The organism is Lentibacillus sp. Marseille-P4043 (assembly GCF_900258515.1).
Lineage (GTDB): Bacteria > Bacillota > Bacilli > Bacillales > Amphibacillaceae > Lentibacillus_C.
Genome location: NZ_LT984884.1, coordinates 2,264,015 through 2,289,286 on the forward strand (window position 1 = coordinate 2,264,015; position 25,272 = coordinate 2,289,286).

The 25,272-nt window shown below is 37.6% G+C and carries 22 protein-coding genes and 1 other annotated feature; of the genes, 13 read left to right on the forward strand and 9 right to left on the reverse strand.

From position 1 onward, the window contains the following. The first annotated feature begins 24 nt into the window (after positions 1-24). Both C8270_RS11015 and C8270_RS11020 read left to right on the forward strand, forming a co-directional pair. Entirely contained in the window at positions 25-429 is a 405-nt protein-coding gene (locus C8270_RS11015; RefSeq protein ID WP_106498521.1) for a DUF948 domain-containing protein, read from the forward strand. A 26-nt stretch (positions 430-455) separates the two neighbouring features. Then, positions 456-848, forward strand: a complete 393-nt coding sequence (locus tag C8270_RS11020; protein WP_106496875.1) for a YtxH domain-containing protein — start codon at positions 456-458, stop codon at positions 846-848. A 64-nt stretch (positions 849-912) separates the two neighbouring features. Here C8270_RS11020 and C8270_RS11025 read toward each other — a convergent pair whose 3' ends face one another. Then, positions 913-3,048: a cell division protein FtsA gene (locus C8270_RS11025; RefSeq protein ID WP_106496876.1), complete on the reverse strand. Its 2,136-nt coding sequence runs from the start codon at positions 3,046-3,048 to the stop codon at positions 913-915. A gap of 140 nt (positions 3,049-3,188) precedes the next feature. On the opposite strand from C8270_RS11025, the gene C8270_RS11030 reads away from it, so the two are divergent. The 4 genes from C8270_RS11030 to motS all read left to right on the forward strand — a co-directional run bounded on the left by C8270_RS11030 (position 3,189) and on the right by motS (position 7,055). Continuing rightward, positions 3,189-4,265, forward strand: a complete 1,077-nt coding sequence (locus C8270_RS11030) for a bifunctional 3-deoxy-7-phosphoheptulonate synthase/chorismate mutase (RefSeq protein WP_106496877.1) — start codon at positions 3,189-3,191, stop codon at positions 4,263-4,265. Positions 4,266-4,387: 122 nt separating this feature from the next. Next, positions 4,388-5,389 (forward strand): catabolite control protein A, encoded by a 1,002-nt coding sequence (gene ccpA, locus C8270_RS11035; protein WP_106496878.1) that lies wholly within the window; start codon positions 4,388-4,390, stop codon positions 5,387-5,389. 60 nt (positions 5,390-5,449) lie between these two features. Then, positions 5,450-6,274, forward strand: a complete 825-nt coding sequence (gene motP / locus C8270_RS11040; protein ID WP_106496879.1) for a flagellar motor protein MotP — start codon at positions 5,450-5,452, stop codon at positions 6,272-6,274. Further along, entirely contained in the window at positions 6,264-7,055 is a 792-nt protein-coding gene (gene motS / locus C8270_RS11045; protein ID WP_106496880.1) for a flagellar motor protein MotS, read from the forward strand. The genes motP and motS overlap by 11 nt, the downstream gene beginning before the upstream one ends. A 38-nt stretch (positions 7,056-7,093) precedes the next feature. Here motS and C8270_RS11050 read toward each other — a convergent pair whose 3' ends face one another. From C8270_RS11050 to C8270_RS11065, 4 genes are all read right to left on the reverse strand, one after another. Next, positions 7,094-8,260 carry an acetoin utilization protein AcuC gene (locus C8270_RS11050; protein WP_106496881.1) on the reverse strand — a complete coding sequence of 389 codons (1,167 nt, stop codon included), beginning with the start codon at positions 8,258-8,260 and terminating at the stop codon, positions 7,094-7,096. Next, positions 8,257-8,907: an acetoin utilization AcuB family protein gene (locus tag C8270_RS11055; RefSeq protein ID WP_106496882.1), complete on the reverse strand. Its 651-nt coding sequence runs from the start codon at positions 8,905-8,907 to the stop codon at positions 8,257-8,259. Before C8270_RS11055 ends, C8270_RS11050 begins: the two co-directional genes overlap by 4 nt. Then, positions 8,907-9,560 carry a GNAT family N-acetyltransferase gene (locus C8270_RS11060; protein WP_106496883.1) on the reverse strand — a complete coding sequence of 218 codons (654 nt, stop codon included), beginning with the start codon at positions 9,558-9,560 and terminating at the stop codon, positions 8,907-8,909. The genes C8270_RS11055 and C8270_RS11060 overlap by 1 nt, the downstream gene beginning before the upstream one ends. Before the next feature lie 136 nt (positions 9,561-9,696). Further along, positions 9,697-12,645, reverse strand: coding sequence for a transglycosylase domain-containing protein (locus C8270_RS11065; RefSeq protein WP_106498522.1), 2,949 nt, complete (start codon positions 12,643-12,645; stop codon positions 9,697-9,699). Between the two features lie 163 nt (positions 12,646-12,808). Further along, positions 12,809-13,056: a binding site (T-box leader), on the forward strand. Between the two features lie 149 nt (positions 13,057-13,205). Between C8270_RS11065 and tyrS the strand changes: the two genes are divergently transcribed. After that, entirely contained in the window at positions 13,206-14,477 is a 1,272-nt protein-coding gene (gene tyrS, locus C8270_RS11070) for a tyrosine--tRNA ligase (protein ID WP_106496884.1), read from the forward strand. A gap of 42 nt (positions 14,478-14,519) precedes the next feature. Here the strand turns inward: tyrS and C8270_RS20005 are convergent, their stop codons facing one another. Both C8270_RS20005 and rpsD read right to left on the reverse strand, forming a co-directional pair. Beyond that, positions 14,520-14,801, reverse strand: a complete 282-nt coding sequence (locus C8270_RS20005; RefSeq protein ID WP_158701700.1) for a hypothetical protein — start codon at positions 14,799-14,801, stop codon at positions 14,520-14,522. A 155-nt stretch (positions 14,802-14,956) separates the two neighbouring features. Continuing rightward, on the reverse strand, positions 14,957-15,559 hold the full coding sequence (gene rpsD, locus C8270_RS11075; RefSeq protein ID WP_106496885.1) for a 30S ribosomal protein S4: 603 nt from the start codon (positions 15,557-15,559) through the stop codon (positions 14,957-14,959). A 348-nt stretch (positions 15,560-15,907) separates the two neighbouring features. Here rpsD and C8270_RS11080 point away from each other — a divergent pair, with 348 nt between their 5' ends. Then, a complete protein-coding gene (locus C8270_RS11080) occupies positions 15,908-17,782 on the forward strand; it encodes a sensor domain-containing diguanylate cyclase (RefSeq protein ID WP_158701701.1) in 1,875 nt (624 codons plus the stop codon). A gap of 99 nt (positions 17,783-17,881) precedes the next feature. Here the strand turns inward: C8270_RS11080 and C8270_RS11085 are convergent, their stop codons facing one another. After that, on the reverse strand, positions 17,882-18,364 hold the full coding sequence (locus C8270_RS11085) for a GAF domain-containing protein (protein WP_106496887.1): 483 nt from the start codon (positions 18,362-18,364) through the stop codon (positions 17,882-17,884). 106 nt (positions 18,365-18,470) lie between these two features. Here C8270_RS11085 and refZ point away from each other — a divergent pair, with 106 nt between their 5' ends. The 5 genes from refZ to C8270_RS11115 all read left to right on the forward strand — a co-directional run bounded on the left by refZ (position 18,471) and on the right by C8270_RS11115 (position 24,368). Further along, positions 18,471-19,082 carry a forespore capture DNA-binding protein RefZ gene (refZ, locus tag C8270_RS11090; RefSeq protein WP_325034746.1) on the forward strand — a complete coding sequence of 204 codons (612 nt, stop codon included), beginning with the start codon at positions 18,471-18,473 and terminating at the stop codon, positions 19,080-19,082. A gap of 249 nt (positions 19,083-19,331) precedes the next feature. Next, positions 19,332-21,029, forward strand: a complete 1,698-nt coding sequence (ezrA, locus tag C8270_RS11095; RefSeq protein WP_106496889.1) for a septation ring formation regulator EzrA — start codon at positions 19,332-19,334, stop codon at positions 21,027-21,029. 694 nt (positions 21,030-21,723) lie between these two features. Next, positions 21,724-22,863 (forward strand): cysteine desulfurase family protein, encoded by a 1,140-nt coding sequence (locus C8270_RS11105; RefSeq protein WP_106496891.1) that lies wholly within the window; start codon positions 21,724-21,726, stop codon positions 22,861-22,863. A 6-nt stretch (positions 22,864-22,869) separates the two neighbouring features. After that, a complete protein-coding gene (gene thiI / locus C8270_RS11110; RefSeq protein ID WP_106496892.1) occupies positions 22,870-24,072 on the forward strand; it encodes a tRNA uracil 4-sulfurtransferase ThiI in 1,203 nt (400 codons plus the stop codon). A 95-nt stretch (positions 24,073-24,167) separates the two neighbouring features. Next, entirely contained in the window at positions 24,168-24,368 is a 201-nt protein-coding gene (locus tag C8270_RS11115; RefSeq protein ID WP_106496893.1) for an alpha/beta-type small acid-soluble spore protein, read from the forward strand. A gap of 64 nt (positions 24,369-24,432) precedes the next feature. Here C8270_RS11115 and C8270_RS11120 read toward each other — a convergent pair whose 3' ends face one another. Next, positions 24,433-25,233: an NAD kinase gene (locus C8270_RS11120; RefSeq protein WP_106496894.1), complete on the reverse strand. Its 801-nt coding sequence runs from the start codon at positions 25,231-25,233 to the stop codon at positions 24,433-24,435. Positions 25,234-25,272 lie beyond the last annotated feature (39 nt).

Here is a 25,272-nt window from a genome sequence, read left to right on the forward strand (position 1 = left end):
ATTTAGAAGGAGCTGAGTATGGAGATGGAATACTTATTAGCCATTGCCGCGTTTATTGCTGCTGTAGCCTTTGCTGTATTGGTAGCATATGTGGCAGTTACTTTGGTGGCAGCCCGACGTACTTTAAATAACGTTGCAGATACGTTGGAGGGCATGGAAAAACAAATGCAAGGACTTACAAAAGAAACAACAGAGTTATTAAATAAAACGAACAGGTTAGCTGAGGATGTAAATCAAAAATCTTCAAAGCTTAATGGACTATTTGACGGTGTAAAAGGAATAGGCGAAACCGTTAAAGACTTTAATCAATCATTAAGACAAGTCTCAACTAGTATTAGTCATTCTGCTTCACAAAATCAGGACAAGGCATCACAGGCGGTAAAGTGGGGTTCGGCTATGATGGATTTATGGAAAAAGAATAAAAAATAAATAATGATTTTGGAGGAGGAATTGAGATGGGAGACCAACAAGATCAAAGCATTAACAGCAAAGATTTCATGATTGGAACATTAATCGGCGGTATTGTTGGTGCATCAGTTGCACTATTATACGCACCTAAAGCGGGTAAAGATTTACGAGGGGAAATCAATGTAGGTGCTTCTCAATTAAGAGACCGGGCAAGTGATTGGAAAGAAATTGCTTATGAAAAAGGGTCAATGTATAAAAATAAAGCCGTAGATTCCGCTTCTCAATTAACGAAAAATGTATCTGAAAAGACACAAGGATTAACGAAAACTGTTCAAAACAAATTGCAAGACAAAAGAACGAAAGAGGAAGAAGCATTAGAAGCAGTTGAAGAAGTTGCTGAGGCAATTGAAGAAGCCGCTGACGAGTTAGAAAAGAAATAATTTTTCATTACTAAGATAAAGGCTCAATCAATGATAATTCATTTGATTGAGCCTTTTCGTGATGTTATGACGTTTCCCACTTAATTGTTAGATTATCCCCATGTTTAATCGTTTCATGGAATGTTGTTGACTGCTGATTTTTATAAAGTTTAAAACCACCTGCCGCCTGTGACAAATCAATATCAACATATCGAAAAACATCTTGGAAAATATAAGGCGTAATGTCTTGTTGTGTGATTTTCAGTTTGTCACCTTTCTCAAGAGACGAATCTTTAGTTAGCTCTTGTTGATTTTTGTAAATATGTGTGAGTTGCTGCTCTATTACGATTGGCTGATCATTAAATGTTATTTTAATGGAATCTTTATAAGGCAAATCAAGTTGCTTAAGTAGAATTTCAACAGTTGGTGTTTTTGTTGCCTGCATTACTAGCTGATCGTCATCTTTTAAAACCTGATTTAAATTAGCCTGTTTATCGTTTACAAGTAGTTGTGCTTCACTGCCTTTTAATGTTACTTTCTGATCGTTTACATATACATAAAAGGAGCTAATGGCATGACGCTCTTCAGAACGTAGCGTGTCAATAAAGTCCTGAACTGTTCGTAGTTGATGTACTACAATCTGATCTTTGTCATTTAGGATATAGTCCTTGCCTTTTCGTTCTTTATTGACGTAAAAAGTTGTCTTTAATGGGTATGCTACACCATTGTAATAAATGATTAATGTCGGGGTTTCTCCCATTAGTTCTGCTAACGAAACATGCGGACTCTTTCCATCTTGACCTTTTTCGATTGTTATTTTATCACCGTTCGCAACAAAGCTATCAACACTTGACGGTCTGTTGTTTAACCGGATTATTGGGGCATTCCCATATTCCCCAGGTAATGTGATTGCCTTGCCATTTACAGTAACAATAGAAGCGATACCAGGCTTGCCATACCATTTGTTGATTTCAATACCGGCTTGGATAAAACAATCGCCAACCGTTAATTGTTTCATTTCAAACATACGAATGGTCTTGTTGTTAACGTCAACACTAACGTAATGTACCGGATTTTGTTTAGCCGCAATTGCGATACCAATGGGTGTTACATAATCTGGCCCTAGAGGTAGATTGTCCGCTTTTGTTATGTTTGGGATTGCGTCTATCCCTCTTACAGCAACACGATTCGCCGGCAATTGTAATTTAGTTGCCAGTGCTTGTGTTATACCTGGGGTTAGGCTTCCACCACCAACAAGCATGACAGCTTTTGGAGACTTTGAGTTTAACTGAATAATTTTTTCCGTAATTCCATTTGCCAGCTTTTCTACCCCTGGGGCAATATCGCTTACTAATGTGTCATAGGTAATCTGCGTGTCAAAGCCTAATATATCTTCTACCGTATCTTCCCCATTATTTACGATTAAACGCTTCGTCTGTTCCGCCTTGGTAAAGTCTAACAGATATGTATCACTAATTGCCTCTGTTATTTCATCACCGGCAATTGGAACCATTCCGTAGGCGACAATTGTACTTTTGTCAGTTATGGCAATATCGCTTGTACCTGCACCAATGTCAACTAATGCTACATTAAGCCTGCGCATTGATTCTGGTATAAGCACATGAATTGCCGCAATAGGTTCCAATGTCAAAGCTTCCATTTCCAGATCTGCTCGAACCAATGCGGCTAAAAGTGATTCAACCACGACTTTTGGTAAAAAGGTTGCAATAATTTCGACTGTCGCTTGCTGACCACTTTGATCAATCAGTGAGCCAATTGTTTCTCCATCAAGCATATAGTGAAGCACGGAATAGCCAACACAATAATAGTTTATAGAATCAGTGCTATCTTCATGTGATGCTAAGTTTATTTGTGCGGCTTGCACAGCGCTTAGTTCCAAATGTTTAATCGTATCCATTTCAACAATTGGTTGTTGATTTAAATCTATTTCTGCTGTCGCCTGAACTGTTTTGAGTGCTCTTCCGGCGGCAGCGACACAAACTGATGTTAATTTACCATGTGTTCGCTCTAACGCTTCTTTTACGTCTTTAATTACTTCTGCTACCGCAACAACATTATGTATTTGTCCATCACGCATGGATCGATGCTTATGTTCTTTGGTATAATAATCAATAAGGGTAAATCTTTCATTTTGTTTTTCAAGTATAATTCCAGTTACTGATCGCGTGCCAATATCGAGTGCAAAAATGCGTTCTTCCATAATAAAAAATCCCTTTCTAGAAAGAATATAGTTATTATTATAAACTTTTTAATGACAAAGAAAAAATTTTTAGCTATAATGGTCTCTAATTATTAAATTTTCAATACTCTACCATACTAAATTTAGGGGGCGACGGAGATATGAATGAAATGGAACAATTACGTATTCAAATGGACAACGTAAACCTTAAGTTGTTAGAACTTATTAATCAGCGTGCAGAGCTGGTGCAGCAAATTGGTGATATAAAGAATAAGCAGAGCATGATACGATTTGATCCGGTACGTGAGCGGGATATGCTGAATCATCTTGTCGATCATAATGAAGGCCCATTTGAAAATTCTACAGTAGAGCATATTTTCAAGGAGATTTTTAAGGCAAGTCTGGAATTACAAGAAGATGACCATCGTAAGGCATTGCTTGTTTCAAGGAAAAAGAAACCGGATGATACTGTCATCGACATTAAAGGGGAGAAGATTGGTGATGGGCAAACCCATTTTGTTTTCGGTCCCTGTGCCGTAGAAAGCTACGAACAAGTTGCACATGTAGCAGAAGCGGTGAAAAAACGAGGAGTTAAGTTATTGCGTGGTGGTGCTTTTAAACCGAGAACATCCCCATATGATTTCCAAGGGCTCGGTGTTGAAGGGTTGAAGATTTTAAAACGGGTGGCGGACGAATACGATTTGGCAGTTGTAAGTGAGATCGTTAATCCTGCACATATCGAAGCTGCTGTTGATTATGTTGATGTTATTCAAATCGGCGCTCGTAATATGCAAAACTTTGAATTACTGAAGGCGGCTGGTGATGTTGATAAACCAGTATTACTGAAACGGGGGATGTCAGCAACGATATCTGAATTTATCAATGCTGCAGAATATATTATTTCTCGTGGAAACGGAAATATTATCCTTTGTGAACGCGGCATACGAACATATGAGAAAGCTACACGGAATACCCTTGACATTTCGGCAGTGCCAATTTTGAAACAAGAAACACACTTGCCTGTTATGGTTGATGTGACACACTCAACAGGCCGCAGGGATCTGTTACTGCCAACAGCAAAAGCCGCTTTAGCGATTGGAGCGGACGGGGTAATGGCTGAAGTGCATCCAGATCCTGCTGTAGCATTATCAGATTCAGCGCAGCAAATGGATATACCAATGTTCGAAACGTTTATGAATGAGTTGGAAAAGCATATAAAAACTTCTACCCATTCTTAGAAGTTTAAGGCTGATCATATCCTTGATCAGCCTTTTTATTTTTTAAACCATCATTTTGTGGTAAAGTATGATATATATATCATGTGAACGTATCACGTTTAATTTTAGGAGGAAATGCACAAATGAATATAACAATATATGATGTGGCAAGGGAAGCGAATGTTTCCATGGCAACTGTATCACGAGTTGTCAATGGAAACCCAAATGTAAAACCAGTAACACGAAAAAAAGTATTGGCAACAATTGAACGGTTAGGGTATCGCCCGAACGCTGTTGCCCGTGGATTGGCAAGCAAAAAAACAACGACAGTGGGAGCAATAATTCCAGATATATCAAGTATTTTCTTCGCTGAATTAGCTAGGGGAATTGAAGACATTGCAACGATGTATAAGTACAACATCATTTTAAGCAATTCCGACCAAAATAAAGATAAGGAATTGCAACTGATCAATACAATGCTTGAAAAACAGGTTGATGGTATTTTGTTTATGGGTGGTAATATTACGGAAGAACATGTCAATCAATTTAAAACGTCTTCTGTTCCGGTCGTCCTAGCAGCAACATATGACGAAACGGAGACAATACCATCTGTAAATATTGATTATGAAGTTGCCGCTTTTGAAGCAACAAAGTTTTTAATCGAGCAAGGCCATAAACATCCTGCTTTTGTTTCCGGTCAAGATGGAACAAATATTAATCAGCAAAAATATGAAGGCTTCAGAAGAGCGTTGAAGGAGTCTGGAATCGAATTCAACGACAACTATATGGTAAAGGGTGATTATTCCTATGATTCAGGGATAGAAGCTATAGAGCAGCTTTTGGCACTTTCTGAACAGCCAACTGCTATCTTTGTAGCCTCTGATGAAATGGCATTAGGTGTTATCCATGGTGCACAGGATAAAGGTTATCATGTACCAGAGGATCTTGAAGTTTTTGGATTTGATAATACAAGACTTGCAACAATGGTACGTCCAACACTATCAACTATCGTACAACCAATGTATGATATTGGAGCCGTTGCAATGCGACTATTGACAAAATACATGAACAAAGAAGAAGTAACCGAGAAAAAAGTTGTTTTACCACATCGAATTATCGAAAGAGACTCAACAAAACAAAAATAATGCCGATATAAAGAGTAAGTATAGAACTGACTTATTCATCTGGATTTGGGGAGATAGAGTATGAGAAAAAGAGATATATTAACTCCAATTGGCATTACGTTAGGATTTATCATGATTATGCTCGCTATTTTGACAAAAGGCGGGAGTCAAGGAGCGATTACATTTCTTGATGTTTCTTCCATTTTCATTGTGATTGGTGGATTAATTGCCTCGTTAATGATCAATTTTAAAATGGAACAAATGAAATTAGCGAGAAAAGTGTTAAAAGAAGCATTTCGTCAAAATAATCAACAACTTCCGGAATTAATCAAGCTCTTTGTACGATTATCGGAACGGGCAAGACGGGAAGGTATACTGGCGTTGGAAAATGAGTTGGATGAGGTAGATAATCCGTTCATTAAAAAAGGTGTACTGCTTGCGGTCGATGGGATTGAACCAGAAGTTATTAATGATATTATGAATGCAGAAATTACAGCAATGGAAGAACGTCATTATAAAGGACGAGCAATCATCGAAAAAGCGGGTGAATATGCACCTGCATGGGGAATGATCGGAACACTAGTCGGGTTAGTTTTAATGCTGAATAACTTGCAGGATCCGGCTACATTAGGACCTTCTATGGCTGTAGCATTACTTACAACGCTTTACGGAACAATACTTGCCAATTTAGTATTTATCCCAATGGCAAGTAAATTAGAGGGTAAAACAGAAGAAGAGGTTTTTATAAAACAAATTATTATCGAGGGGATTATTGGTGTCCAATCCGGACAAAATCCGAGAATCTTAGAAGAAAAGCTCAGTGCTTTTCTTCCCAGCGAATCGAAACAAATAGATGAGCAGGAAGATGAATCTGCGTTCGTGGAGGAGAGCGTTCATGAAGCGTAGACAAATAAAGAAAAGTAAGAATAATGGTGCACCGAAATGGATGGTGACTTATTCAGATATGGTTACCCTAATCCTTGTCTTTTTTATTCTACTATTCTCTATGTCACAGGTTGATTCTGCTAAATTTGATGCTATTTCTGAATCCTTTCGTAATCGGATGATTTTTGATTTTTACCCATCACCGGTACCGATGGATAATCCAACTGAAAACACGAGTGATCAGGAAAGTGGTAAGAATTCGAATGAATTTGAGAATCCGACACAGTTAGAAAATAAAAATGATCGGGATGACGAAGGTTCTCAAAAAGAGGATTCGTTGAGCAACTTAATGAAAGATGTTGAGGAATATTTAGACAAAAACAAGCTAAATAATGTCATATCAGCAAGCAGAACAGAACGTGGTGTTGTTTTGGTACTACAGGAGCGTATTCTATTTGATTCCGGTGAAGCAGCCATTCTTGATTCTGGTAAACCCTTTTTAAATAAAATTGGGACGCTTTTAAAAAGGATTCCTAACCATGTTAAAGTAGAAGGTCATACAGATAGTCGGCCTATTTCTAATTTCCGTTATCCATCAAATTGGGAATTATCTGGTGCTAGGGCAAGTAGTGTTATTCGATACTTGATTAAACAAAATAATTTTGATGAATCACGGTTTTCTTTTGTTGGTTATGGTGATACAAAACCAATTGTACCAAATGATTCCGAAAAGAATTGGAGCAAAAATAGACGCGTTGAAATTGTAATATTGGAAAACGATGCGGAACAGAAGGATGAATAAACGGGAGATGACCCGAACTAGTCATCTCCCGTTTGTATTTATCTATGCTTTTGTTGATTTCTCGTATATTTCATCGCACTAAGCAGAAACTTCGCATTTTTTTCCGTGATTTCTGCTTTTCTCGGTATTTCCGGTACAATACTTTTGCTGTCGTGCCAAGTTTTTGGTAGTGTTACAGGTGCTTGCGCTTGCCATTTGGATAGCCATGTAGTTGGAATGTAGTCTATTTGTGGCTTACCTGTTTTCATGATATTCCAAATCTGCGCCCATGCCCGTGGGACAACACGCCAAATATCATAGCCGCCACCACCTAACGCAATCCACTTTCCACCACAGTACTCGTGGGCCAATTTATGTGCCAACATTGGTATCTTTTCATAAATAGCCATTGTCCCGCAAAGATGTGTCAATGGATCATAAACATGGGCATCCGCACCATTTTGTGTTACGATCACATCTGGCTTAAAATAGTCGCAGATTTCCCTGAAAGCGGATTCATAGACTTGTAAAAATGACTCATCCTCCGTGAAGGCATCGATAGGTATGTTAAAGGTATATCCATGTCCTGCTTTTATGCCGCGTTCATTAACATTACCTGTGCCGGGGAAAAGATATCGTCCTGTTTCATGGATGGAGAATGTGCAAACGTTTGGATCTTCGTAAAATGCCCATTGTACCCCATCCCCGTGATGTGCATCTGTATCAACGTATAAAATTTTTGCATCATATTTTTGTTGAATGTACTTCATTGCAACTGCACCATCATTGTAAATGCAGAATCCAGATGCTTTTCGTTTAAATCCGTGATGAAGCCCGCCACCTAAGTTAAGTGCATGAAGGGATCTACCCTCTAGTACGGCATCAACAGCATTTAACGTGCCACCAACAAGGAAACTGGATGCTTCATGCATATTGGTAAACATTGGTGTATCCTCGGTGCCAAGCCCAAATTCCAGACCTTCATCTTCGGTTAGTTTTCCAATACTAGCCTTTTTTACAGCCTGAATAAATGCTTTGTCATGGAACAATGCTAGTTCATCATCTGTTGCTTCTCGTGGCTTGATTATATCGTTTTGATCAAGTGTGTTCGCTTCCTCTAGTAATTCTTTTGTCAATACCACTCGCTTTTGGTTGAAAGGATGATCCGAATGAAAGTGATAATCTAAATAGGCATCAGAAAAAACAAACGAGGACTTGCATGTCATGATTGTGTCCCCAATTGATCGTTTGGCCATATCAGTTCATAACCAGCTTCGCGCAAATCTTGAATTACTGGCAAAGGATTCATGGTCTGAATACGAAAAACTAATATTTTATAGTTTGGATCATCCTTATAGGGATAGACAAGAACAGAAACAATGTTTGTTTTGCGTTTTCCAAATATTGCGGTCACCTCAGGCAATATTCCAGGTTTGTGTGGTGCCTTAATTTCGATATGTGAACTTTGTACATTTGTTCCGGTTAATTGGATTAATGTATGAAGCATATCTTTTTCCGTAACAATGCCAATTAGCTTATTGTTACTAACAACAGGAAGACAAGCAAACTCCTCCTCATAAAAAATACTAGCTATTTCTTCAACAAAATCAAGTGGGTGAATGGTTACAACTGGTTGACTCATAATCGTCTGAATTTCATTTTTTAACTCATGTGGTTGCGAGTTTTTACTGAAAATGGATGGACTAGCATCACGAACATCACGATCAGAGACAATCCCAATTACTTGTTCTTTTGCATCGATAATTGGGATATGTCGGATGCGGTTTTTTTGCAATAGTTGCAATGCCTCAGCAATTGTTGCAGTTGGCGGTAACGTCTGAACTTCTGTTTTCATTATTTTTTCTACAAGCATTACAATCCCTCCCTCATATTTCGATAATGGTGCCTTTGTAAAAATCGTAATGTATCAAATTGGTTAATTGAATCGTCAGGCACATGCTTACCAATTCGCACCATTAGGCAGTTGGCGGGATGAGAAATAATTTCGGGATCGTCGGTTGGGGCAGGGGATAGTCCTCCGGCTGCCATCATTTTTTCCATCACCTTACGATAATCCCAGACACTTAGTTTTGTGCCATTTAAATCCCAATGCCAGTAATACTCAGTCGATATCACAATATAATTTTCCATATAGTCATCCATCATGGAAACCTGTAACAAACCAGAGGCGATCTTTGCACTTCGATATTTTGGGATAACTTCGATAGCACCTAATTCAATAAGGTCGTCCATCTTAAATTCGGACCATCTCTCCAGTGGATCCGGATGTAAATATGTGACATAACCGATAATGGTATCGTTTGTCCTGGCAACAATAAGTCGACCTTCCGGAAAGTCAGCAATTCCTAAAATAGCCTCAAATTGCTTAGGGGCAGGACGAAAAGCTGTTAAATCCTCATGAAAATGATAGTTTTTAAGTTCAGTTGATGATAGGGGACCTTCAATGATAACGGGTCCTTGAATTGTGTCACGTGTTATCGTATGATAGGTTTTCGTATGGTTCATTTATTCACCACCTATTAGTTGATTAACAATACAATACAAGTTCATTATACAGGATTGTAGTCTGGATTTTTAGTGAAAGGCTGAAAACTTTGGGCAAAAATTTAACAAAAAAAGAAGGGAACCATCCCTTCTTTTTTTAGCTATCTTCTTCTTCGGAATTATTAGCAGTATCTTCTGGGTTATCTGCAGTGCCTTCATTGTTTTCCTCATCAGCACCATTATCTGTGTTTTCTGTATCATCAGTACTTGCATCATTCTCTTTTGGCTCTTCTTTATTTTGTTTATCTTTGCTAGTTTCATTGTCAGGATCAGAAACATTTCCAAGTTCAACTTGATTTGAAGCAGCAGATTCTAATCCAAAATAATCAACTGCTTTGACAACATACACTGTACCGTTGTTTGGCACCGAATACCCCGTAGATGTTGTGCTCCCAACAAGTGAGAATGCTCCACCGGATTTAGCTGCCTGATAGACTCGATAACCGACAACATCCGCACTGCTTGATTTTGCCCACGTTATTTTGTTTCCAGAGCTTGAAACAGATGATGGCGCTCCAGGTTGTTTGCCATCATTGTTAATCGTGCTGCTACTCACGCCTGAGCTTGTTGTACTTATTTTCTCCCATAGATCTCGATTTGTGCGAGGGAATAAAACAGATAAATCACTATATTGGTCATAACCTTCACGTTTTAAAAATGTTGGATTAAATGCGAGACCACTTCCACTTGTAAACTCTTTTGGTGTTTTTGGTCCGGCGGCTACCGTTTTCCCATTAACTTGCACTAAACTTCCACTACCTATAAGACTATCATCTGTTTTGGTAGGAACATATTTTGCGTTAAATAAATCTGATCTAATTAATCCTGCCTTTTGACACAATTCTGATGGCAGCATCCCAGAAATAGCACAGTAGCTGCGGGAAACAATACCATCTGGACGTTTGAAATTGTTCCCTGGTCCGATTAAATCAGGGTTAAGTTCAGTAGCTTTGTTAATAAGTTTTGCCCATAAGTTAATATTGCGATTACTATAACTCAACGAACATCCGCCACACCTGAGACTTTTCGGGGTATCATAGCCCATCCATGTACCAAATGTTACATTCGGATTTGTGGCAACAAACCATGTATCCTTCCAGTCTTGGGATGTTCCTGTTTTACCAGCCCAGTCCACACTGGGATTCTGTAATTGGGAATTGAGATATCCCCCTGTACCACTACGAATAACGTCGCGCATCATATCAAGTGTTAGATAATTTGTTTGCGGTGTAAATACTTCCACTGGTTCAGCTTTATGTTCATAAATCACATCGCCATCTCTTGTCTCTATTTTATCGATCATATAAGCATCGACAAAGTTACCATTATTACCAATGGTAGCAAACGCATTCACATTTTCCTCAACAGTCAACCCATATTTTGGTTGGCCAAGTGCTAAAGAACGGTTGTAATGATCCCCCTCTGTCAACGTAGTAATACCCATTTTTTCCAAATAGTGTGATACTGGGTCATTATTGATAATTCTACTATATACGTTAACTGCAGGGATGTTATAGGATTGTGCCAATGCTTGTCGTGCAGACACAATGCCGTGATATCCACCTGCATAGTTTCCCGGTGTATAGCCGCCAGCAAAAGTAGTTTTATAATCTAAAATAGGTGATCCTGGTTGAACAGCACCTGCCTCCATTGCGGGTCCATATACAAGTATTGGCTTCATCGTACTACCATTAGGTCGTTCCGCATCTGTTGCATAGTTTAGCTGACTATTATCAGAGTAACCACGTCCACCGACAAAGCTAAGAATTTTTCCGGTTTTATTTTCTATTAAAATACCACCTGTTTGGACAGGTTCCATTATTTCTTCCTTTTCACCTTTTTCATTTTCAATCGTTTCGGGACGGTCAGGGCCATAACCCTTATAGTTTTTTGCTATTTTTTGGAACGCATCATACGTTTTCTTATCAATAGTTGAGTGTATTTCATAGCCATTTTGTCGTAATTCCCGATCTGCAAGAATTTTATATTCTTCTTTTAAGTCCTGATCATTTTCTATATCATCTACTGTATACCCATCATCCTTAGCTAATTGTTTGGCAAGGATTTCTGTTGCTCGTTTTTCAAGCTCAAAAGTTAAATATGGGTATTTTTCGAGTGAAGAATCGGTAGCCTCTTTAAAATCTGCTATAATATCGTATGCAAGTGCTTTGGTGTATTCCTCTTTTGTAATGTATTCTTCATCATACATTCGTTCTAAGACAGACTTCATACGATTTATTCCAGGTTGTAAATCGGCTTCATCTTTTAATCCGCCATTATTAAGAAACGGTGTATAATAGGAAGGGCTTTGAGGTAACCCCGCTAAATATGCTGCTTGTGACAAATTTAGATCTTTCGCGTCAACATCAAATATCCCACTAGCGGCGGTCTGGATCCCGGCAATGTTTTGTCCAGATGCATCGCGCCCATAAGGAATAATATTTAAGTAGGCTTCTAGAATTTGATCTTTCTCAAAGAATTGTTCTAATCGCAATGACAATAGTATTTCTTTTGCTTTTCGCTCAAAGGAAACTTCATTTGTCAATATTTGGTTTTTGATTAGTTGCTGTGTTAATGTACTGCCACCCGTTTTCACATCAGCGTTTGTTGCTTCTTGAACAATGGCGCGAACGATTGCTTTGGGTACAATCCCCTTATGTTCTCTGAAACTTTCGTCCTCTGTTGCAATAACGGCATGTATTAAATTATCAGATACATTTTTTAGGGCAACTTCTTCTCTATGTAAATCAGATCGGATATTTCCTATGTATTTATCCTCGGCAAAATACAGTTTCGACGTTTCTTCATAATTATAAATAGATTTTTCCATACTGGTGTAACTTCTGATTGGTTCATCTTTTACCAGGGAAGCAAAATAGCCCGCACCCACACCACAAGCAAAGAAGATACCAACTGCACCAACAATAATAAAAAATAAAATAATATTCCAGGAAACATCGTAGGTAACACGAGAAGAACGCTGGATCTTCCCAGTTTCCCATATTTTTTTAAACTTTTGGAAATATTTATGAAGCATTTGTTTCATGTTCAAAATAAAAACCTCCTAAAATTCCATACTATATTATAGCATAAGTGCGATTTCTGTAGTATAGGAAATAGTATAGTTTTTAAGCCATTATGCAGTCTAAAGGATTTTACTGTTGCATTTTATCTGAATGTATGGTAACAATTAATAATAATCTTATATAAAATTGGCTTTGAAGGATCGAAGTAGATTTGCATTTCCCTGTTTAAGAGAGCTGGCGGCGGGTGGAAGCTGGTATATATTTGCAAACGAATTACAATCTGGAGCTTTTTCTTTTTTCATGATAGACAAGACAAGTTTAGGACTCTAACTGTTGTCTTCCGAAGAAAACGGTGTGATCATCGTTAACAACCCCAGAGTGGCATATTTATGCAACAAGGGTGGTACCGCGAATAAAATCTCGTCCCTTTTAACTTAAGGGATGAGGTTTTTTATTTTGCACTTTAAGAAAGTATAAAATTTTATAGGATTAAGCTATAAGGAAAAATTTCGGAAGCGGCTATAGGTGAGGCGAATGCCGAGTTTTTCTAACAAATTATCTACAATGGAGTGTGAAGTGAATGAATATTTTACAGGATCTGAAACATCGTGGATTGGTTCATCAAACAACTGATAATGATGGTTTGGAAGAATACTTACAAAATAATCAGGTTACATTATATGCAGGTTTTGATCCAACGGCAGATAGTTTGCACATTGGCCATTTAGTTCCTGTATTAATGCTAAAAAGATTTCAAAAAGCCGGTCATAAACCAATCGCTTTGATTGGCGGTGGAACGGGAATGATTGGTGATCCGAGTGGTCGATCAACTGAACGTTCGTTAAATGATGCTGCTGTTGTCAAAGGATTCAGCGAGAAAATTAAACAGCAATTAGCGCATATACTTGATTTTGATCATGGAGAGAATGCTGCGGTTGCCCGCAATAATCATGATTGGTTGGCAAGTATGACGATTATCGACTTTTTACGTGATGCCGGTAAGCATTTCGGGATTAATTACATGCTTGCTAAAGAATCGGTTTCAGCACGAATCGAACAAGGTATCTCTTTTACAGAATTCAGTTACATGATTTTACAATCACTTGATTTTCTCAAACTGTATGAACAAGAAAATTGTACATTGCAAATCGGTGGTAGTGATCAATGGGGTAATATTACTGCTGGAATGGAACTGATTCGCCGGACAAATGCACAACCGGATGAAGAAATTAAAGTATACGGATTAACTGTTCCACTTATTACCAAAGCAGACGGTACGAAATTCGGCAAAACTGCTGGCGGGGCTATTTGGTTGGATCCAGAAAAAACGACCCCATATGAATTTTACCAGTTCTGGATCAATACAGATGATCGTGATGTCATCAAGTTTTTGCATTACTTTACGTTTTTGGAACAAGATGTATTGGGGCAATTGCAAGAGGAAGTAGAAAATCATCCGGAAAAACGGCTGGCACAAAAGCGATTGGCAGAGGAAGTCACTCGAATGGTTCATAGTCAAGAAGCACTTGATCAGGCGCAAAAAATATCTGCTTCGTTATTCAGTGGTGATGTCAAGCAACTGTCTGCAGATGATATTGAGCAAGGATTCAAAGATGTTCCAACGTATAAAATAGGAAAAGAGGAAATTGGACTAATTGACTTGCTGGTGAATGCTTCCATTTCCTCATCTAAACGGCAGGCAAGAGAAGATATCAAGAACGGTGCGATTTACATCAACGGTGAACGTAATCAAGATTTACAATACACTGTCACTTCTGATGACCGAATTGAGGATAAATTTACGGTTATCCGAAGAGGGAAGAAGAAGTACTTTTTAATTCGTTATGCATAAAAATAAAACGGGTATCCGGAGTAACGGGATACCCGTTTTATTTTACTTTAACATCAAACGATAGGTGAATTGACTATTATCATTTCGTAATGTTTGTTGCTTTTTAAATTTCGTAGTTGATAGAAAAAGCGACGTAATTAGGAAATTGCTCTCCCGCCGCAGTCTTGATCGGGTTGATGTTTCCACGCACCGGTCGATGTTCCCACGCTCGGGCTGATGTTTCCGCGATTCCGGTCGATGTTCTCGCACTCGGGCTGATGTTCTCGTATTCGGGTTGATGTTCCCGCGCTCGGGCTGATGTTTCCAGAGATCAGAGTCAGCCACTCAACCCACATTAGAGTGAGAGAAAGCGTCACAAAAAGAATTATCACTACATCGCATTTTATATCTTTTGTGTCAAAAACCACCATCTATTAGAAAACAGCTTAATACAAAAAGCCTCTAGAAAGATTTCTAGAGGCTTTTTGATGGTATTCAGCTTAACGAGAGTAGAACTCGACGATAAGTGCTTCGTTAATTTCAGCTGGAAGCTCAGAACGCTCAGGGTAGCGAGTATAAGTACCTTCTAATTTATCTGCATCAAATGAAACATATTCAGGTACGAAATTATTCACTTCAATAGCTTCTTTAACGATATCTAGGTTACGTGAACGCTCACGTAGACCGATAACTTGACCTGGTTTTAGACGATATGATGGGATGTCCACACGTTTACCATCTACAGTCACATGACCATGGTTTACCAACTGACGTGCTTGTCGACGTGTACGAGCAAGACCAAAACGATAAACAAGGTTATCCAAACGTGATTCAAGTAAAATCATGAAGTTTTCACCATGGATACCTTTCATTTTACCAGCTTCATTAAACGTGTTTTTGTATTGACGTTCGTTTAAACCGTACATGAAGCGAAGTTTTTGTTTTTCTTGTTGTTGCAAGCCATATTCAGAAATTTTCTTGCGTTGGTTTGGGCCATGTTGCCCGGGAGCGTAAGGACGTTTATCTAATTCCTTACCAGTTCCAGTTAATGAAATGCCAAGACGACGGGATTTCTTCCATACGGATCCAGTATATCGTGCCATAAGACATTTCCTCCTTTATATTTTATTTGCATAAAAATAAAAACCGTGTTCCAGCAGCTTGTTCATTTTGTTTTCATGTACCATCGCTCCAGCAGCAGAGAGTTACACGATACACCTCATAAAAAATAATGAAGAGGAACAAAATGATCTCAAACGCAGTTCACTTAGGCCGCTTTTATTTTACACAACGATTAGTATATAAGTTTTAACAATGAAAGTCAATAATTTCATCGTAAACTATAAAATTTGAACAAATAAAGATTATTATATAGGAAAATGTATCTAGATCCGATATAATAAAAATTAAAGAGAAGGACGTTCTAAATTATCCTTATGATAGGTGATAATATGATAGCAAATGATAGGCAACAAGAAAAGTTACGCGGCATATTTTATGAACTCATTTTAAGTAGTCCGAATCATTCCTATGATAATCTGCTTTCCATTCTTACGTTGAAGTTACAGGAACTATTTCATTTTTCACATGTCGCTATTTATGTTTATAATAATTGGAACAAATCATATGAGCTAACAGGTGGACACACGGAGGGGGTGTTCAAAACACTTCTTTTTAACGATGATGAATTTAAGACCTATGATCATTCCATTATTCAGGTGAACGGGGAGCGGGTACTTCAGGAGACACCGGATTTATCAAATTCATTCGTCATTCCATTAAGACCAAATAATGAACACACTAGTATTATATTTGTATCCATCCCGATACATGGTGAATTAGTCTCAGTTGAATTACTCAACTCATTGAAAAAACAACTCGAACAATTTCTTCGCGTTATTCATTACCATAATAGGAATGAAGAAAACAGTAAAAAGGATAAATTCCTGTTTGATTTGACATCGCGTTTTTATGCTTTAACAAATAAACAGGATATTTTGACAGAAATTACGAATGCGTTAAAAAAACTTTATCCAGACTTTACCTTTTACTTGCTACTGTCACAAGACTACGATGTAGAAGGTTCTTTACCGGTTAGAACAATCGAATACAGTGACGATGCGACAAAACGTGTTAGTACACAAGCGTTTATGACTGGAGAAGTACAATTGGAAGATAGAATGCATACGAAAAACACTTGCCTATATGCGCCGTTGAAAGGGAATCAGGGTGTTTATGGTGTGTTGCAAATTATCACCCCACAAATTGTCAATTTTCCAGAAGAAGAGATTACGTTTATAATGCAATTCGCAAGCGTTGCTGGGAAAGCAATCGAGAATGTTACGCTTTATTTGCATTCTAAACACTTGGTTACTGATTTGAAAATGATTAATGATGTGACACATAAATTAAATTCTAATTTAAAGCGCTCCGAGATCACTGCAATTGTCAAGCAAAAAATTGTGGATGTTTGTAGCGCATCACAAGTTGGTTTTGCCTATTATCAAGAAGAAAAGGGAAATAACTTTGATATGTTATCCGGCAGTACAGACTTTTTTTATTCTAAAGAAGGCTTCGATTTTACAGAACACATTCTTGATAAAATGAAGTCCAATAAAGAGCCCATTTTTAGTGGTGATTATACAAATGTGGTAATAGAATTGCCATTTCGTTCTGTAATGGCAATTCCTATGCTCCATTCCGGCATGATACATGGTGTTATTATTATTATGCACGAAGAAGGCTACTTTTTCTCGTTTGATAACTTTAAATTAATGCAATCATTGATTCAGCATTCTACTTTAGCATTGGCAAATTCAATTTTGAAAGATAGGCTAGAGAGTGCAGTAATTACTGATTATCTTACAAAACTGTATTCTAGAAATTATTTGGATGAAAAGATTCAAGAACATATTACAACAGGTGAAAAAGGTGCGTTAATTTTATTTGATATTGATGATTTTAAAAAGGTTAACGACCGGTATGGGCATTATATAGGGGATGAGGTAATTAAACAAGTTGCTAAAATTATCAAAATGCATTTAGGGAAAAATGATATCCCTGCCAGGTGGGGCGGAGAGGAATTGGCAATTTATCTACCAAACGCAAGCATTGATGATGGCGTTAAAATGGCTAGTCAAATTAGAAAACAGGCGGAACATGATACAGACCCGATGATTACGTTATCTTGTGGTGTTTCAACGTGGTCCGATAAATCAAATGATTCTGTTCAAGCTGTTTTTATCCAGGCTGATAAGGCCCTGTACGAAGCGAAAAGCATAGGAAAAAATTGTGTTGTTAATGAGAATGTGTTGATAAAAGATTAGAAGACACGAAATGTTGCGTTTTAACAAAGAACGCAACATTTGTGTTTGTATAAGTAAGCATGTCTGTTTATGAAAGATTGCTGTTTTTTGCACAATAGATTAACTCAAAAAGTCTTCTACAATTCGAGCGTACTTCTCAATGTAAACTTCGTCTGTTTCATCGAAGCGATTTGTACTTGGACTATCAATATCAAGGACACCATATATTTCATCATTTACAATCAGTGGTACAACAATTTCGGATCTGCTGGCACTGTCACAAGCAATATGTCCAGAGAACTGATTGACGTCGGCTACCCGCTGCGTTTTTCGGTCGCTTATGGCTGTTCCGCAAACTCCTTTACCATACGGGATTCGGATGCATGCAGGTAGGCCTTGAAATGGTCCGAGAACTAACTCATCTTCTTTCCAGATATAAAACCCAACCCAATTGACATCTTCCAAGAATTGATTTAATAATGCTGAGGCGTTAGATAATATAGCAATGGAATCTGGTTCGCCATCTAGTAGTGCTTTTAACTGTTTTAAAACCAACTCGTAATCATCCACTTTGTTTCCAGAATAATTTTTTACATGAAACATAGTACATTTTCCTTTCTGTAGATGAATTTCGACAACTGTATGCAGTTAATGTCGAGAAGAACTTGCAGGATAATTGTCCACTTTGTCGTAAATATGAAGTAAGGAGATGAAAATAGTGAAAAATAATCCCTCAAAACAAAAAGTAATTGACGCAGCATCCGCTCTGTTTTACCAAAAGGGGTTTGACGGTACATCAGTGCGCGATATAGCTGATAAAGCATGTGTTAACGTTTCATTAATCAGCTATTATTTTAAAAGCAAGCAAGGCCTTTTAGAACATGGTGTAACGCAATATTATGAAACCTACCTTAAAACGGTTGAAGAAACATTGCAACTATCAAAGGCGGATTCAAAGCTTGAAAGACTAAAGAAGGTAGTGGAGACAATTATACAATATAGACAAAATAATCACCAATTTTCTTGCTTTATTTTACGTGAACTCTCCCTTGATTCCGTTTTTGTCCGGGAAATGGCAGTTACATATATAGCAAAAGAAAATTATTATTTGAGCAATGCATTTTTTTCGATATTGGAAGAAAAGCAAGTGCAATATATGGATCGGGAATTTTTGTTTATGCAATTAAAAGGAATGTTAATTACACCATATGTTTTGCAAAATGAATGGAAAAATCAAGTGATCGGTGAGCAATCACATCATATGTTTGTGAAAAAGTATGTAAGAACGATACATAAATGGCTGGATTTTATCGTTTCATAGGGGGGGGATGAGAGAAATTGGCTTGCATATTGGGGCCATTCTCTTTTTTTTGCAATAACAGATAAAAAATTTGTCAAATCGTTAATTTATTTGAATTTTTTTAGCCAAAATTGTTGTATACATGGTATCATAAATATAATAATGATAGAGTCGACATTTTTTAAAATAGAATAGATACCTGTTTTTAAAAATAGAGTCTAAGGGGAATTAATCCTCTTATACAGGAAGGAATAAGTTAGGGGGCTTTTTATGGCATATATCATTGGAACTATACTAGTTATAATCGCATTAATTATTGTTGGCCTTATTTTACGAAAACGGGTATATGATGTTGTTGATCGGCAAGAAAGCTGGAAAATGGATATTATGAACCGGAATATTGCTTCCGAACTGCAACGAATTAAAAATCTAAATTTATCAGGCGAGACACAAGTTAAGTTTGAAACCTGGAAAGAACGCTGGGAGTACATTATAACCCGCGAATTGCCAGACATTGAAGAGTACTTATTAGATGCGGAAGAAGCTGCAGACAGATATCGTTTCTCAACAGCTAAGAAAATTTTACGTAAGGCTGATCAAACATTACAATCGATCGAAAGTGATATTGAAAACATATTGCAGGAATTAGATCAACTGCTGGAGTCAGAAGAAACGAGTCGATTAGAAATAGAGCAAATTCAACCGGAAATGAAGGAACTTAGAAAGAAGCTTTCCCAGCATCGTTATCAATATGGCAAGGCTGATGCTCATTTTGATAATGCTATTGATGAACTTGAAAAGCGGTTGAAACAATATCATGAATTTACTCAATCGGGCGATTATCATGAAGCACAACAACTTGTTGACGAATTAAAGGTGGAGTTTGCGACGATTCGGCAGCAAATTAATGATTTTCCTACTATTTATAAGTCATGTAAACACGACTTACCGGCACAACTAGATGAGTTACTTACAGGAATTAAAGGTATGAAAGATGATGGATATCGTGTTGAACATCTTGGTTTTGAAAAAGAAATACATAACTACCAACGACGTTTGTCAGATTGTGTTACTTCTTTAGATAAAGGTGATTTAGAAGATGCGAGACAAATTATTCCTGAACTGGAAGAAAGAATAAAAGAAATGTATGTGCTGCTGGAAAAAGAAGCCATCGCTAAAAACTATATTGAAACACAAATTCCGAGTTATCGTCATTTGTTGGATGAGTTAAGTACATCTTTTCACGAGACAAAAATTGAAGTTGAGGAATTAAAACAAGCCTATTATTTTGAAGATGGGGATATGGAAAAATACTTAACATTAGACAAAGCGATTTCCCAACTGAGAAAACAATTTGATGAATTATCAATAGAAATCGAGAATGAAGATACGTCTCATATGGAATTGCGTGAAATGATTGAAGCAGGTTTTAAACAAATAGAATCATTACAAGCGGAACTTGAAGCATTTAAAAAACGTATTCGTGCTTTGCGAAAAGATGAATTGGAAGCTAAAGAGAAGTTATCAGAAGTGAAAAACCAGCTTAATGACACGTTGCGAAAACTGAATAAGAGTAATATCCCGGGTGTACCAACGTTTATTTGGAATTTGTCTGAAACGGCAAACGAAAAAAATGCCCAAGTTTTGAAGACTTTAGAAAAAAAACCACTGGATATTACCGAAGTGCAACATGCAATAACCGAAGCGGAGAAGGCAATTGATACTGTCGTTGAACAAACAGATATGATGCTTGACCAGGCCTATTTAACGGAGCAAGTAATTCAATATGCTAACCGATATCGTAGTCAATACCCTCTTCTAGCAGCTAAGTTAGCTGAATCTGAACGTTTATTTCGATCATATGAATATGAATTATCACTTGAACAGGCGGCTAAGGCATTAGAAGAAATTGAGCCCGGTGCATTAAAACGAATTGAAGCATTCCAGGAAGAAGAGGTTTTAAACTAACATAGAGAAAAAAGATCTACTTTTAGGCTGTCTTACGGAGTAGGATTCAAATATCCTTTCCTTAAGTCAGCCTTGCTTATTGATCGAGTTTTAGTATATGGCTGTTTTCCAAAAGATTGGGACTGCGATCACTCGCCTCATCGAAAACATTTGTTGTTTGTTACACATTAGATATAAACTGCGACATAGATTGAGATGACGGACTGCCGTTCCGGAAATACACTTCGCTTTCCGCGGGCGGCTGCTGAGCCTCCTCGTGCTACGCACTGCGGGGTCTCACCTAGGCCTCTCTTCCCGCAGGAGTCTCCGCGTATTTCCTCCACTGGTATTACATTTACTACCAGTAGCGGTAAGTGTTCTATAATTATTCCTACCACTTCACTAGTCCGGGTGAGTGGAGGGTGGTGACTCCTGCGGGAACAATGGTTTTCGGTGGGGCGAGTTAGCGCAGCCCCAGCACGTGTCCGAAGACCCCGCAGGAAGTGGTTTTCTTCCGAGGAGGCTGAGGCCGTGCCCATGGAAAGCGGAGTATTCTGACGAAGCGAATCCAAGCACTCTTATACCATTGGAACGGGAAGAAAGTGTCACCAAAGAGAACTTCATTACGTCGCAGTTTATATCAACTACGAAATTTAAAAAGCAACAAACATTATGAAAAGAGCCTAGTAAGTATAACAAGTTAGGAGTCAAATGAATGATTTATTTAGATAATAGTGCTACAACAAAACCACATCCAGAAGTATTAAAGAGTTTTCAGCAAGTATCTGAAACTTATTTCGCTAATCCTTCATCCATCCATCAATTTGGTGGTGAGGCGGAAAAACTGTTATTAACAGCAAAAGAACAGGTAGCACAAATATTGCAGGTAGAATCGAATGAGGTTATATTTACTTCTGGTGGCACAGAAGGCAATAATACCGCAATTAAAGGAATTGCTTTGCAGTATCAAACTCGAGGTAAACATATTATTACAACAACGATTGAACATCCATCCGTAATGGAAGCATGCCAAGCTTTAGAGACATTAGGTTTTGAGGTAACCTATTTACCTGTTAACCAAAATGGTGTAGTATCAGTTAAGGATTTAACTCATGCTATTCGCGAAGATACAATTTTGATTAGTATCATGCATGTGAATAATGAACTTGGATCTGTTCAACCAATTGAGGAAATTGGCTTAATTGCTAAAGAGCATCCAAAACTGTTCTTTCATGTCGATAATGTACAAGGTTTAGGTAAACTGCCATTGAATTTATCTGAAAGTGGGATTGATTTATGTACGATGTCAGGACATAAAATCCATGGTTTAAAGGGAACGGGCATATTATATGTAAATAAACGGGTTAAACTTTTTTCTTTGCTTCATGGTGGTAATCAAGAACAAGGTATTCGGTCTGGAACGGAAAATTTAGCTGGCGCCGTCGCGATGGCAAAAGCATTACGATTAATTACAGATAGGCAAAAAAACGATGGGACTGCAATGTTGAAATTGAGTAACTATCTTTGTAATGAGTTAGTTAACATGGATGGTGTTGAAGTAAATACACCAAAAGCTGCAGCGTCACATATTATCAACTTTTCTGTTCCTGGAATAAAACCTGAGGTAGTGATTCATATATTGGGTGAACAGCATATTTATATTTCAACCAAATCTGCTTGTTCATCAAAACAAACAGATGAAAGTAAAATTTTAGCAGCTTGTGGATTTAATCAAGCAAGAACCACCTCGGCCCTTAGAGTAAGTTTATCTTATGATTCCACGAAAGAAGAAATAAATATATTTTTAAATGCGTTAAAACAAGCAATTCATCAATTTAAAGAAGTTATGGAGTAGATACAAATGGAATTTGATCATATATTAATCCGATACGGTGAAATGGCTTTGAAAGGAAAAAACAGAAAAAAATTCATCGTTCAGTTACAAAACAATGTAAGACGAAAATTAAAAGAATTTCCGAATGTAACGGTTAAACGAACACAGGGAAGAATGTTTGTCCTCTTGAACGGTGAAGCACCGGAACCTGTTATGGCAAAGTGTCAAGAAGTATTTGGTATTCAAAGTCTTAGCCTAGCGGTTAAAGTAAAAAATGATGAACAGGCGATAAAAGATGCAGCATTATACGCACTTCAGGACAACGGAACTGTTCGTACATTTAAGGTGTCTGTCAAACGAATCGATAAAGATTTTCCGATTCGGTCACAAGAGATGAATCAAGTAATCGGTGGATATCTGTTAAGCAATACTTCAGGGTATAAAGTGGATGTACACCATCCAGATTTGGAAATTAAAATAGAAATTCGTACAGAAGCAACTTATATAACTTCCAGTAAAGTTCCTGGTTTGGGTGGGTTGCCTGTGGGAACTTCGGGAAAAACGTTACTTATGCTTTCTGGTGGAATTGATAGTCCTGTAGCCGGATTTTTAGCAATGAAACGCGGTGTGGAAATCGAAGCAATTCATTTTCATTCTCCACCTTTTACGAGCGAACGTGCGAAGCAAAAAGTTCTGGACCTAGCAACAAGCTTAACTGAATATGGAAATACTGTGAAAGTGCATATTGTGCCGTTTACGAAATTGCAACAGACAGTATTTCGCGAAATGCCTGATGGATATGCAATGACAATTATGCGTCGGATGATGTTTCGAATTAGTGAGATGGTTTGTAACAAGGAAAATATCTTATCGATTACGACCGGTGAAAGCTTGGGACAGGTTGCTAGCCAAACGATGGAGAGCATGAACACGATCAATGAAGTAACAACAATTCCGATTATCAGACCATTAGTCGCTATGGATAAAAACGATATTATTAAGGTATCGCGTACCATTAATACGTATGATATTTCCATCAGGCCATACGAAGATTGCTGTACGATTTTTGTACCGAAATCACCGAAGACAAGACCAAGACGAGAAAAAGTGAATTACTTTGAAAATCAAGTGGATTTTACGGATTTACTGGAAGAAGCCGTCGAAGGGATTGAAATTGTAAAGTTAACAAACAACCGTGACAATGTGCAAAAATTTGCGGGTTTATTGTAAAAAACGTCTGTAACTAACAAGAACTACCAATAGAAAAAGTGTATGTTTACCCTCCATGTTACACATTATATGAGTACCAAGGAGGTGATGAACACATGGCTTCAAACAATAATTCAAACCAATTAGTTGTACCTGGAGTACAGCAAGCATTGGATCAAATGAAGTTTGAAATTGCTCAAGAGTTTGGCGTTTCACTTGGTGCGGATACTACTTCACGAGCAAACGGTTCAGTTGGTGGAGAAATTACGAAACGACTCGTTACAATGGCTGAACAACAATTCGGCGGATATCAATAATAACAACAAAATTAAAAATTAATGGCTAAGGGCTGCCACACATAGGGGCAGCCCTTCACTTGTTCTATAAAAAAGTTCTTTTCACACGATCCCAGTATGAATTATTTTTAAGTTTTACTGTTTTAATTACTTTTTCACTGAGTGTTACGTTAATGGTTTTAATATTCTTGATCGGAAATGCTTCATTATCCAAACCAATGATAGGATGGTCATTTCCATCTTGAATAATTTCCAATGTTAATTTTCGATCATGATGCAATACAAACGAGGAACCAAGTGTACGGTACCGATTGTTGTTAAGTGAAGCTAGTTCTGAAACTTGGAAGCAAGGGATTTTTGGATCGATCACAGCCCCGTTTGTTGATTTGTTATAGCCCGTACTTCCTGTAGGGGTTGCAACAATTAGTCCATCACCACGAAACGTCTCGAAATATTGTTCATCTATTAATACATCCATGGCAATTGTTTTTATAATCGTCGATCGGATACTGACTTCGTTTAAGCAATAAGACAATGTTTCATTATTAACCATAACATTTATGACAGGGAACTTGCGAACTTCCATTTCCTCATTCTCCATCGAGTACAGCATTTCATCAAAGGTATCCATATTAAAGTCGCAGTATAAACCAGTTTCGTTTGATCGTGTTATTCCTGAATATAAACAATCCTGACGAAATCCTGTTTTTCGGACTGCCTGTAAAAATGCACCATCACCGCCAACACTTATAATAATACTAGCATCTTCTGGGTGATCAACAATTGTAAATCCATTCCTTTTGGCTAAAGCAAATAAAGGTTCAAGTTCCTTCTCTAATTCGGCTTCTTGTTTGTAATAAAAGTAAATATTTTTACGGTTTGGCATTGTCAACGCTGCCTCCATTATTGAAATAATTTTAAACTC